Below are 12,895 nucleotides of genomic sequence, written 5' to 3'. Positions count from 1 at the left end.
GCCTTAACTATGGTAAAATTAGTCACAGTGAATAATGGAAGACTTTAAAAACATAAATATGAACAATTTTTATTTGCGATAGATGCAAAAAAGTAGGAGGGAATCCCAGCCATGGCTAAAACTGGAATGTATGTTGGACTAGATATTGGCACGACTTCGGTAAAAGTTGTTGTTGCAGAATATGTAGAAGGCCAAATGAACATTATTGGTGTAGGAAATGCAAAATCAGAAGGGATCGATCGAGGAATTGTGATCGATATTGATAAAACGGTTCAAGCAATTCAACGTGCTGTTACACAGGCAGAAGAAAAAGCAGGAATACAAATTCGTAATGTTTGTGTTGGTTTGCCTGCCAATCTTTTAGAGGTTGAAAACTGCCAAGGCATGATTGCTGTTAACAATGAATCGAAAGAGATAACAGATGAAGATGTTCGAAACGTGGCGTCCGCGGCTCTTGTCCGTTCTATCCCTCCTGAAAGACAAATGATCACGATTCTGCCACAAGATTTTACCGTTGACGGTTTTGAAGGTATTAAAGACCCTAGAGGGATGATTGGTGTTCGTTTAGAAATAAATGGTGTAGTTTTTACCGGCCCTAAGACGATCATTCATAATGTTCGTAAATGCGTTGAAGAGGCGGGTTTATTTATCGACGAAATGGTTATTGCTCCATTAGCTTTAACAAGTTCGATTCTTTCAGATGGCGAACAAGACTTTGGAACTACAGTTATTGATATTGGTGGTGGTCAAACTACAGCGGCTGTAATGCATAATAAACAATTGAAATTTACTTATGTAGATCAAGAAGGCGGAGAATATGTAACAAAAGACATTTCTACTGTGCTAAATACATCGTTTAACAATGCAGAAGCATTAAAAATTAACTATGGGGATGCTTACCCTGATAGGACATCTACTAGTGAAGAATTCCCAGTAGATGTTATTGGACAATCAGAACCGGTAAATGTGGACGAACGGTATTTATCAGAAATTATCGAAGCTCGGCTTGAACAAATCTTTATGAAAGCAAAAGAGGCTCTTGATGATATTGAGGCATTAGAATTACCAGGCGGGATTGTGCTGTCTGGAGGCGCTGCGAGTCTCCCAGGAGTAGTAGAACTGGCACAAGAAATTTTTGGTGTGAATGTAAAATTACATGTACCAAATCATATGGGGCTTAGGAACCCTGTTTTTACAAATGTGATAAGTATCCTAGAATATACAGCTGAACTTGGAGATGTTTATCAGCTAGCTAAAAGTGCTGTAACTGGTGAACCGACTCAAATTCAAGAAACGCCGCAATCTTATACAAGAGAACAACCCATATACGAACAAACGTCGTATGAACCAGAAGAACAAAACTATCAAGAACCAGAAGAGACAGAGCCTAAAGAAGGTTTTGGCGATAAGGTCAAAAACTTTTTCTCGAACATTTTTGAATAATAACCGTGAAAGGAAGATAGACTATGGAATTTTCAATGGATAATATCGTCAACGAAGGTGCAGTGATCAAAGTGATCGGCGTTGGCGGTGGAGGCGGTAATGCCGTCAATCGTATGATTGAAGAAAACGTCAAAGGCGTTGAATTTATTGCTGTCAATACTGATGTGCAAGCTTTAAAAAATTCAAAAGCAGAAACAGTTATACAATTAGGCCCTAAATTTACACAAGGTTTAGGGGCTGGTTCACAACCAGAAGTTGGACAAAAATCGACTGAAGAAAGTGAGGATGCTATTCGCGATGCTCTTGGTGGAGCTGATATGATCTTTATCACTGCTGGTATGGGAGGCGGTACTGGTACCGGTGCTGCACCAATTGTAGCAAGTATTGCTAAAGAATTGGACGCACTGACTGTTGGCGTTGTAACACGCCCTTTTACTTTTGAAGGTCCAAAACGTGGTCATTTTGCCGCAGAAGGTATTGCTCAATTAAAAGATAATGTGGATACATTATTGATTATTTCAAATAACCGACTATTAGAAGTTGTTGATAAGAAAACTCCAATGCTGGAAGCTTTTCGTGAAGCAGATAATGTGTTACGTCAAGGGGTTCAAGGTATTTCTGATTTAATAACAGCTCCTGGCTATGTAAACTTGGACTTTGCTGATGTTAAAACAGTAATGAAAAATCAAGGAACAGCATTAATGGGTATTGGTGTTGCTAGTGGTGAGGAGCGCGTTGTTGAAGCAACCAAAAAAGCCATTTCCTCTCCATTATTGGAAACATCTATTGATGGGGCAGAACAAGTGTTGCTTAACATTACAGGTGGTTTAGATATGACTTTATTTGAAGCACAAGATGCTTCTGATATTGTTTCCCAATCTTCAACAGGTGATGTAAATATTATTTTAGGAACATCTATTAATGAAGAGTTGGAAGATGAAATTAGTGTGACGGTAATTGCAACAGGAATTGATCCTACAAAAAGCGAAAAAAAGCCCGGTAGCGCTTCTAGACAAAACCAAAGCCAAAATCAAACAAGCGCGAAAAGACCACTTTATGATATGGACCAAGCACAACCTACGCAAAGAGAAGAAAGTAATAGTTTTTCAGACTGGGACATTCGAAAAAAAGAAGAAAGTACCCGACCTAAAATTGATGATACACAATTTGAAGAAATCGAAAAAAAAGATTTTGATACTTTCAAAAGAGATACACCAAAATCCGACGACGACGAACTAGATACACCCCCATTTTTCCGTCGTAAAAGATAAGGAGGAAGAGCACATGATTTCTGATAACTTGCGGGAGGTGAAGCAAGAGATACAGGATTCTTGTGCTCTTGCTTCACGTTCTAGCACAGAAGTCACATTAGTTGGCGTGACAAAGTCAGTAGATACTGCACAAACAATTGAATTGGCTAATCAGGGGGTCAAACATTTAGCTGAAAATCGAGCTGATCAATTTTTAGCAAAAAAAGAAGAAATGAGTCATTTTACTGATCTTTCGTGGCATTTTATTGGAAATTTACAACGAAGAAAAGTAAAGTCTATCATAAATGAAGTGGATTATTTTCATGCTTTAGATAGCTTGAAACTTGCCAGTGAGATTCAAAAAAGAGCAAAGACAACGGTTTGTTGTTTTATAGAAGTTAATGTAAGTGGAGAGATTTCCAAACAAGGAATTGCTGATGCAAACTTAGAAGATTTTGTTGAGCAATTAGCACCCTTTGATAAAATAAAAGTGATCGGCTTGATGACTTTAGCTCCGTTACAATCGACTCAAGAAGAACAACATGAACTTTTTGCTAAACTAAAAAGCTTACAAGAAATGATTCAAGAAAAAGGGTTAGATTATGCTCCTTGTACTCAAACAAGTATGGGAATGAGTAATGATTTTTCAATTGCGATACAAGAAGGAGCGACTTTTATTAGAGTGGGGACATCTTTATTTAAAAATTAGAAGGAGGGCGTGACATGTCTTTTATGGAAAGAGTTTCAACGTTTTTTGGTTTGGAAGATGAAGAATATGCGGGAAATGAACAAAGAGAACAAACACAAAAAGTGGCAGCAAAAACAGTACAGCAAAATCGTACGGCAAAAAAATCAGCGCCTAGTCAGAAAAAAAGTTCAACCTCACAAGCTTCCAATGCGAGGGCGTCTGTTCGTAAACCAATGTATGAAAAGGCTCAACCAGAAAAACAGTCGTTACAAAACACACGTATGACTGAAAATAAACGACCGAATGAACAAAGAGTAAGACAACAAACGCCAACTCCAAACCGCTCAGAAAATAACGTAGTTGAGATGAAAGCAAATCAGCCTAAACAAACACAACAACATCAGTCAGGTAAAATTATGATCATTGAGCCTAGGGCGTATGCAGAAGCAATGACAGTTGCTAAGTATGTCATTGGAGGTCAATCAGTACTTGTTAACTTTCGTTTGATTGAAGAAACCCAAGCCCGTCGTATTGTCGATTTTCTAACGGGGACAGTGTACGCTGAAGACGGTGATATCAAGCGAGTAGCAGACGAGATATTTTTATGCACTCCTAAAGAAGTAGAAATAGATGGGACAGCTCAGTCACTAGTTGAAAGTAATTTATTTGATTTATAGTCCAGAGGAGGAAGTATCATCGTACTTTATCAATTATTAAATTTAGTCAATGATATTGTATATTTGTACACTATTTTACTGGTAGTATATGCACTTTTATCTTGGTTTCCAGGGGGATATGATTCGGCTATTGGGCGCTTTCTGCGTAGGATATGTGAACCATATTTAAGTTTATTTGATCATTTGAACTTATCGCTTGGGCCGATAAATTTTAATATAGCTTTTGCTATTATTGTACTTCAACTTGCCGTACAAGCATTGACTCGTATCATAGTCGCTATTTTTTAGCAGGGGGTAAGAAACAATGGATGCCAATGTATATCAGCATTTTAGAAGCGAGGAACGCCCGTTTATTGATACAGTTCAAGATTGGATTGAGCAAGTAAACATTCAATACGCTCCAGTATTGACTGAATTTTTAGATCCTAGACAAGCATTTATTTTAGAAACGCTTGTTAGGCAAGAGTCAGACTTACGTTTTCGCCTTTTTGGAGGATATGAGGCTGCTGAAAGAAAACGTTGTTTAATTTTTCCTGAGTATTACGAACCTACGCAAGAAGATTTTGAAATTGAATTATTTAACGTTCATTATCCTAAAAAATTTGCAGTTTTGAGTCATGGAAAAATATTAGGAAGTTTGATTGGTACAGGAATTAAACGGGAGTTTCTCGGTGATATCATATCAGATGGTGAAAATTGGCAAGTTTTTATCGCTAAAGAAATTAGCCATTATATCCAATTACAATTGACAAAGATTGGCAACGTGAAAGCTCGCTTGGAAGAACGCTCTTATGTTGATATTTTAATGCCAAAGGATAGTTGGTCTGATGAAACAACAACAGTAAGCTCCTTACGGCTAGATAATGTTATAGCAACTTTATTTAATATATCCAGACAGCGAGCAAAGCAATTAGTTGAAAGTGAGAAAGTGAAGGTAAACTGGGCAGTTACCCAACGCCCGGATTTTGTTTTAGACTTATTAGATATTGTCTCTATCCGAGGTTTTGGGCGTTTACAAATTCAAGACATAGAAGGTACAACTAAAAAAGGGAAAATTCGATTGAATTTAGGCCTATTACGTAAATAAAATAAAGAGGTGTAAGAAAATGGCATTAACTCCGCTAGATATTCAGAATAAGAGTTTCCAAACAAAGATGAGAGGTTATGAAAAAGACGAAGTTGACGATTTTTTGGACATTGTTGTAAGAGATTATGAAGAAGTCGTACAAAAAAATCGTGAAATGGAAAAATCATTAAAACACGCAGAAGAAAAATTAGAGTATTTTAATGAATTAAAAGATGCATTAAATCAGTCCATTGTTGTTGCGCAAGATACAGCTGATAAAGTGAAAAAGAGTGCTAATAAGGAATCTGAAGTGGTTGTTACTTCAGCACAAAATAAAGCTGATGAGTTGGTAGCTAATGCAGAAAAACAAGCAGACCAACTAACTCAAGCCGCTCAAGAACGTGCTAAAGAAATTTTGAGCGATGCTACACGAAAAGCGCGTGAATTAACAACTGAAACGAATGACTTGAAAAAGAAAACTAGAGTATTCCATAATAATTTATCTTTAATGCTTGAAACTCAGTTAGAACAAGTGAAAAGCCCAGAATGGGATGAAATTCTTGCTCCATTTTCAAGTTATGTGCAAGATAGCCATGAAGTTTTTCGCGAAATATTAGCTGAAGAACTTGACAACGAAAACGACTCTGAAGTAAACTCGGAACAAGCAACTTCAGAGCAAGAAACAGAAGCAGCTGATGGAGATGAAGAAGACGAAGATGTTTCAGTAGTTGATTCAAGCCATCGAGTGGTTCCTGTTTCTACAGATGATCACGAAGATACAGAAGAATATAGTCGATAGTAAGTAGAATAGAAAAACTGTTTGTATTTTCAAAGCGAGCCGGTGCTAGTGAAAGTCCGGTAAACCCTACATTCCGTTAGATCCTCTACAAGTCTTATTCTTGAAAAAAGTAAAGAATAACGGTTGGTCGCGTTAATGACCCTAGAGGAAAATTATAAGATTTTCAAACTTTGGGTGGTACCACGACACGTTCGTCCCTTTTATGGGCGAGCGTTTTTTTAATGGAAATTTTATGGTATAAGTTATTTTTTTGTGCGTGCTTTGAAGTTTTTTGAATAAAAAATTTAAAATGGGTTTTATGAGAGGATGAATAGGATGAAAATGAAAGATACACTTCATTTAGGAAAGACCAAATTTCCAATGCGCGGCAATCTACCTAATCGTGAAGGAAATTGGCAACAAGAATGGGAAGAAAATGACGTTTATGGCAAACGCCAAAAAATAAATGAAGGCAAACCAACCTTTGTTTTACACGATGGCCCTCCATTTGCTAACGGAAATATTCATATTGGACACGCATTAAATAAGATTAGTAAAGATATTATTATGCGGGCAAAATCAATGTCTGGTTTCCGAGCTCCTTATGTTCCTGGTTGGGACACACATGGCTTACCAATTGAGCAAATATTAGCCAATAAAGGAATTAAAAGAAAAGAAATGTCGACAGCAGAGTATCGACAAAAGTGTTATGAATATGCGTTAACTCAAGTTGATAAACAACGAGAAGACTTCAAACGTTTAGGCGTTCAAGGCGATTGGGAAAATCCTTATTTAACTTTAGCTCCTAGTTACGAAGCTGCAGAGATTAGTGTTTTTGGGAAAATGGCAGAAAAAGGATATATCTATAAAGGGATGAAGCCTATTCATTGGTCACCTTCAAGTGAATCCTCCCTAGCAGAAGCAGAAATTGAATACAAGGATATCAAATCGCCTTCGATTTATGTAGCCTTTAAGGTAGTTGATGGCAAAGGTCTTTTAGATCAAGATACTTCCTTTATCATTTGGACAACTACACCATGGACGATTCCTTCTAACTTGGCGATTACTGTTCATCCAGATTTTACTTATGTTCAACTAAAGGCAGATGGGAATAAATATGTTATTGCTAAAGATTTATTAGAAGATGTTCAAGCACAATTAGGATGGGAAGAAGTAAAAATTCTACAAGAATTTAAGGGAGCACAATTAGAAAATATAACAGCACAGCACCCGTTTTATGATCGTACTTCTTTATTAATTTTAGGAGACCATGTCACTTTAGATACAGGTACTGGTCTAGTTCATACTTCACCTGGACATGGGGAAGATGACTACTATGTAGCCAAAAAATATGGACTTCCTGTTCTTTCACCAATTGATAGTCGAGGTGTATTTACTGAAGAAGCCCCTGGTTTTGAAGGTGTCTTTTATGATAAGGCCAATCCGATGATTACTGAACTATTGCAAGAAAAAGGTGCATTGTTAAAACTCGATTTTCTTGTTCATAGTTATCCTCATGATTGGCGAACTAAAAAACCGGTCATTTATAGAGCAACGCCGCAGTGGTTTATTTCGATTGATAAATTTCGTCAAAATATTTTAGATGAAGTCAAAAGAGTAGATTGGATTATCCCATGGGGCGAAACACGTATGTATAATATGATTCGTGATCGAGGAGATTGGGTAATTTCAAGACAGCGTACTTGGGGTGTTCCATTACCAATTTTTTATGCAGAAAATGGCGATGCTATTATTACACCAGAAACAGTTGAGCATGTGGCTCAATTATTTGAAGAATATGGCTCTAACGTTTGGTTTGAACGTGAAGCTAAAGATTTGTTACCAGAAGGTTTTACGCATCCTGCTTCGCCAAATGGTAAATTTACTAAAGAAACTGATATTATGGACGTATGGTTTGATTCAGGTTCTTCTCACGAAGCAGTTTTACAACAACGTCCTGAATTAACATTTCCTGCTGATATGTATTTAGAAGGCTCTGACCAATATCGCGGCTGGTTCAATTCTAATATAACAACTAGCGTGGCTATTAATGGTGTGGCGCCTTATAAATCCGTTCTTTCTCAAGGGTTTACTTTAGATGGCGAAGGTCGGAAAATGAGTAAATCTTTAGGCAATACGATCGTGCCAGATAAAGTTCTTAAACAAATGGGTGCAGATATCTTACGTTTGTGGGTTGGCAGTGTTGATTATGAATCAGACGTCAGAGTTTCGATGGATATCTTAAAACAAGTATCTGAAGTTTATCGGAAAATCAGAAATACGGTGAGATTTTTATTAGCTAATACAAGTGATTTTGATCCTCAAACAGATGGCATAGCATTTGTTGACTTACGTTCTGTGGATAAGTATATGATGATTCGTTTAAATGAAGTAATCAAAGAAGTACGTGATAATGGCTATGATAAATATGACTTTTTACATGTTTATCGTACAATTTTGAATTTTATTACAGATGACTTATCTTCCTTTTATCTAGATTTTGCTAAAGATGTTGTTTATATTGAAGAAGAAGATAGTTACGAACGTCGTTGCATGCAAACTGTTTTTTACCAAGCTACAGTAGCTATTGCGAAATTGTTAACGCCAATTGTTCCACATACAGCCGAAGAAATCTGGTCTTATGTCGAAGAAGAGGAAGAATATGTTCAATTAACAGATTTTCCTGCTTACCAAGTTTATTCTAACCAAGAAGAGTTAATGGATATTTGGACGGCGTTTATGAATTTCCGGGATAAAGTATTGAAAGCTTTAGAAATTGCTAGAAATGAAAAACTAATTGGTAAATCAATGGAAGCTAAGGTAACGATTTATCCTAATGAACAAGTATCAGCTATGTTGAATGCTGTGGATGCTAATATCGCTCAATTATTAATTGTCTCTCCTGACTTTTTCACAATTAAAGATGCTAATGAAAAAGCACCTGAAGAGGCAGTAGTTTTTGAAGATGTAGCTATCATGGTGGAAAAAGCCGATGGGGAAGTTTGTCAACGTTGTCGTCAAATGAGGACAAGCGTAGGAGAAAATGAACATTTCCCTACAATGTGTGCGCATTGTGCGGCAATTGTAGAAGATGAACATCCAGAAGCTATCCAAGAAGGATTCGAATAGCCTAAAAGCAAAATAAAATACCCGAACTATAAGAGAAGGCCATTTTGCCTCTTCTCTATATAGTTCGGGTATTTTTATTATAAAAAATTTACTTTAGCTCTTTGGTATTTTTGCTATTTTAATAAGCCTCGCTGGCGGTACCATTCATCTGGTTCCCAAACCCAATGGCGTCCTTCTTTTTCGAGTAATTGGTAGGCTTCATCAGGTCCCATTGTTCCAGCTCGATAGCCAGGAGGTGTTTGTTGATCTTTATCCCATGTTTCTCGAATGCGATCTACAATTTTCCAAGACTGAGCGACTTCGTCCCAATGAGTAAAGTTTGTTCCGTCTCCATTTAAAGCGTCGAGTAACAATTTTTCATAAGCTTCTGGCGTATTTTCGATAATATCGGAACTATTACGATGCTCTAATTTTATCGGATCTGTTTGGAATCCTTGACCAATTTCTTTGCCATTTAAAGTTAGTGAAAAACCTTCTGTTGGTTGGATATAAATGGTTAAAATATTAGGAGCTAGGCTTTTTTGATCGCAAGGACCAGTGACAGAATCTTTAAAAACATTTACAGGTACTTGTTTGAAGACTACGTTAATACGAGTTCCTTTTTCTGTTAGTCGTTTACCAGTACGTACATAAAAAGGAACTCCGGACCAACGGAAGTTATCGATTAAAAACTTACCCGCAACAAAAGTTTCCGTTAATGAATTTTCATCTACATTTTCTTCTTCTCGGTAACCTCGGAACTGATCATCACCAATTTCTCCGGCAACATATTGTCCGCGTACAAAGTTCTTTCGTACTTCTTCTTCAGAAAACATGCGAATGGATTCTAAAGCTTTAATTTTTTCTGTACGAATTTCTTTTTCCGAAAAAGCAACTGGGGGTTCCATTGCTAGTAATGATAGCATTTGTAATATATGATTTTGTACCATATCCTTTAGAGCGCCGCTTTTATCATAGTAGCCGCCACGTTCTTCAACGCCTACGTCTTCAGCTAAACTAATTTGAATGTTATCAATGTATCGATTATTCCAAATCGATTCAAAAATCAAATTAGCAAAGCGAATGGCTGAAATATTTTGAATCATTTCTTTCCCTAAGTAATGATCGATACGATAAATTTCTTCTTCAGTAAAAACTTGATTAATTTCATCATTTAAGTCAGCCGCTGATTGATAGTCATTGCCAAATGGTTTTTCGATAATGACACGATGGTAACCATTTGTATTAAGTAATCCTTGAGATTTTAGGTGGGAGACAATCGTACCAAAAAAATTTGGAGACATGGCTAGATAAAAAATCCGGTTTCCTTGAATACTGTATTTCTCATCTAATTCATCGCTTAATTTTTTTAATGCGTCATAATGTTGTGTATCTTTAACATTATGAGATTGATAATAAAAATGGGAAGCAAAATCTTCTGCCTCCTTGTTTGATGGCTGGAAGCTAGCGATAGAGCTTTTGATTACTTCGTGATACGTTTCATCACTCCATGGGCGACGTGCTGTACCAATGACAGCGAAATCTTCGCCTAAATTTCCCTTCTGATACAAACGAAATAAGGAAGGGTATAATTTGCGTCTTGCTAAGTCACCTGTTCCTCCGAAAATGGTAAACAATACATTTTTTTGATCCATTTTTTTCACTCCTTTGAATAAAAAAGTAACCATTAAAGCTTATCAACAAATATAGTATCTGCTGCTTTATAGCTTACTTGTACGGTTTTCTTTTGGTTTTTAAGAGTAATATCTCCTTCATAGGCAGCTATGTCAGTAATTGTATACTCTTCATTGATGACTAAGTCAATAGAAACTAGATAGTCTAATAGCTCACGTTCATCAAGAACACGAGCAATTCGAATTTTTGCTCCTACTGGGTAATCACTGAGTTTTTCTCTTTTTTTCTCATGGACTAATTGATCTATTTTAGGAATCATTCCTCCATGCGGGCAATAACTTGGATGCTCTAAATAGTCGTCTAAATGATCAGCCAGAGTTTCAGAGGTAACATGCTCAAGGACTTCAGCATCATCATGTACTTCATTCCAGCTATATTTTAAATGTTCAACTAAAAAAACTTCCCAAAGTCGATGACGTCTCACAAGCGCACTGGCTTTTTTTAAGCCGGTAGTTGTCAATTGGACGCCTTGATAGGGAGTGTGTTCGACAAGTTTTTCTTTTACTAATTTCGTAATCATTTCACTAACGGAAGCGGGAGATACTACCAAACCTGAAACGATTTGTTTATTATTGATTTTTACTTGATCACCACCTAATTCTAAAATAAGCTTGAGGTAATCTTCACGATTTGGGGTCATTGTTTTCATCCCTTCTATATAAAATTGATTTTATCAAAAATTTGCTTTTTTTACTATGTAAAAAACTTATGATGCAAAAGATAGAAAAAGAGGCTTAGACAGCATTTTCTAACCATAATGTATTCACACATAAACATATTTTACAATAACAAATTGACTTGGATGTTTACTTGATGAAATATCGTCGAAAAAGACCTATCTTCGCCCCTATTAGAAATTTAATTACGCCCAGTCGCCATTACGAAAAACTGGAATAACTGTTCCATCTTTTTTTATACCATCAATAGACATTTGATTCGAACCTACCATGAAATCAACATGTGTCTGACTCGAATTTAACCCCCGTTCCTCAAGTTCTTGTTCATCCATTTCAGTACCACCTTGTAAGTTGAAGGCATACGCAGATCCCAGTGCTAAGTGATTGGAGGCATTTTCGTCAAACAAGGTGTTGAAAAAAATAATGCCTGATTGAGAGATAGGAGAAGGATCAGGCACTAATGCAACTTCGCCTAGGTATTTAGCTCCTTCGTCAGTTTCTAACAGTTGTTCTAATACATCTTGTCCTTTTTCCGCTGAAAAATCTACAACTTTTCCATTTTCAAAAGTAAATTTCATTCCGGAAATAATTGTTCCGGCATAGCTTAATGGTTTTGTACTTGCAATAACACCATTCACTTTTTGACTATCAGGAGCAGTAAATACTTCTTCGGTTGGCATATTTGCAATAAATTTTTCTCCTCTTGAATTAAAACTACCTGCGCCTTCCCACAAATGATTTTCTGGTAGACCTATTGTTAAATCTGTTCCAGGAGCTTGATAGTGAAGAGCGGCAAACTGTTGTTGGTTTAATGTATCGGCTTTTTTCTCTAAGGCTTCGTCATGTTCTTTCCAAGCAGCAATAGGGTCTTTACGATCGACGCGAGTTGTTTTGAATATTTCTTCCCAAAGCGTTTTTACAGCTTCATCTGTTGATAATTCAGGAAACACTCTTTTAGCCCAATTTTCTCCTGCTGCTGCAACAACTGTCCAGCTCACTTTATTTGACTGAGTTGCTTTACGTAAATTGATTAACCCTTTGCCGGCTGCTTTTTGATAAGCAGCTACACGTTGGCTGTCAACGTCTGCTAAGGCCTGTGGATCAGAAGATATTACTGAAATGCGGCTTGCTCCTTTTTCGATCCATTCATTAGCTTGTTGAATTTTATATTGAGGGAAATTTTGTATCCGATCAAATGCTGCGTTTGTTAAAAATTCTTTTTGAATTTCTTCGTCTGACCACTCTACAATAACTTCAGCAGCTTTAAGCTCATAAGCTTTTTTAGTAATCAAACGTGCTAATTGGGCTTGTTCGACGCTAATTTGTAACACAACGGTGTGTGATTGTTGGACATTGATGCCAACCTCTACGATTAATTGAGCGTATTTGTTTAAATTTTCTTCAAATTTTGCTAGATCCATATTTCTTTCCTCCTTTGTATACTTTAGTATAATAACACTAAGATAAAACAGAAACAACTTGTTGGAAGTAGTAAAGCGGGCCCCTTTTTTAA

At 36.7% G+C, this 12,895-nt stretch carries 11 protein-coding genes; 8 read left to right on the top strand and 3 right to left on the bottom strand.

Annotated features, from left to right (window positions below; translation table 11 throughout):
• Positions 1–111: 111 nt before the first annotated feature.
• The 8 genes from ftsA to ileS all read left to right on the top strand — a co-directional run bounded on the left by ftsA (position 112) and on the right by ileS (position 9,031).
• Complete coding sequence (ftsA, locus tag G577_RS0103385; protein ID WP_028789967.1) at positions 112–1,443, top strand: cell division protein FtsA; 1,332 nt, start codon at positions 112–114, stop codon at positions 1,441–1,443.
• A gap of 23 nt (positions 1,444–1,466) precedes the next feature.
• The gene (gene ftsZ / locus G577_RS0103380; RefSeq protein ID WP_028789966.1) at positions 1,467–2,714 is read left to right on the top strand and encodes a cell division protein FtsZ; all 1,248 of its coding nucleotides are present in this window, start codon (positions 1,467–1,469) and stop codon (positions 2,712–2,714) included.
• A 13-nt stretch (positions 2,715–2,727) separates the two neighbouring features.
• Positions 2,728–3,402: a YggS family pyridoxal phosphate-dependent enzyme gene (locus tag G577_RS0103375; protein ID WP_028789965.1), complete on the top strand. Its 675-nt coding sequence runs from the start codon at positions 2,728–2,730 to the stop codon at positions 3,400–3,402.
• Positions 3,403–3,416: 14 nt separating this feature from the next.
• The gene (locus G577_RS0103370) at positions 3,417–4,058 is read left to right on the top strand and encodes a cell division protein SepF (protein WP_028789964.1); all 642 of its coding nucleotides are present in this window, start codon (positions 3,417–3,419) and stop codon (positions 4,056–4,058) included.
• A gap of 18 nt (positions 4,059–4,076) precedes the next feature.
• The gene (locus G577_RS11750; protein WP_155988481.1) at positions 4,077–4,346 is read left to right on the top strand and encodes a YggT family protein; all 270 of its coding nucleotides are present in this window, start codon (positions 4,077–4,079) and stop codon (positions 4,344–4,346) included.
• Positions 4,347–4,362: 16 nt separating this feature from the next.
• Positions 4,363–5,145 carry a YlmH family RNA-binding protein gene (locus G577_RS0103365; RefSeq protein ID WP_028789963.1) on the top strand — a complete coding sequence of 261 codons (783 nt, stop codon included), beginning with the start codon at positions 4,363–4,365 and terminating at the stop codon, positions 5,143–5,145.
• A 19-nt stretch (positions 5,146–5,164) separates the two neighbouring features.
• A complete protein-coding gene (locus tag G577_RS0103360) occupies positions 5,165–5,923 on the top strand; it encodes a DivIVA domain-containing protein (RefSeq protein WP_028789962.1) in 759 nt (252 codons plus the stop codon).
• Positions 5,924–6,238: 315 nt separating this feature from the next.
• Complete coding sequence (ileS, locus tag G577_RS0103355; protein ID WP_028789961.1) at positions 6,239–9,031, top strand: isoleucine--tRNA ligase; 2,793 nt, start codon at positions 6,239–6,241, stop codon at positions 9,029–9,031.
• A gap of 113 nt (positions 9,032–9,144) precedes the next feature.
• Here the strand turns inward: ileS and zwf are convergent, their stop codons facing one another.
• The 3 genes from zwf to G577_RS0103340 form a co-directional block, all read right to left on the bottom strand.
• Positions 9,145–10,665, bottom strand: a complete 1,521-nt coding sequence (zwf, locus tag G577_RS0103350; protein ID WP_028789960.1) for a glucose-6-phosphate dehydrogenase — start codon at positions 10,663–10,665, stop codon at positions 9,145–9,147.
• Positions 10,666–10,697: 32 nt separating this feature from the next.
• Positions 10,698–11,345, bottom strand: a complete 648-nt coding sequence (gene efaR, locus G577_RS0103345; RefSeq protein ID WP_028789959.1) for a transcriptional regulator EfaR — start codon at positions 11,343–11,345, stop codon at positions 10,698–10,700.
• A 222-nt stretch (positions 11,346–11,567) separates the two neighbouring features.
• Positions 11,568–12,803 (bottom strand): aminopeptidase, encoded by a 1,236-nt coding sequence (locus G577_RS0103340; RefSeq protein ID WP_028789958.1) that lies wholly within the window; start codon positions 12,801–12,803, stop codon positions 11,568–11,570.
• Between the last annotated feature and the right edge of the window lie 92 nt (positions 12,804–12,895).

This window comes from Tetragenococcus muriaticus DSM 15685 (genome assembly GCF_000423785.1).
Taxonomy (GTDB): domain Bacteria; phylum Bacillota; class Bacilli; order Lactobacillales; family Enterococcaceae; genus Tetragenococcus; species Tetragenococcus muriaticus.
This window is presented reverse-complemented; position numbering and strand designations above follow the sequence as displayed.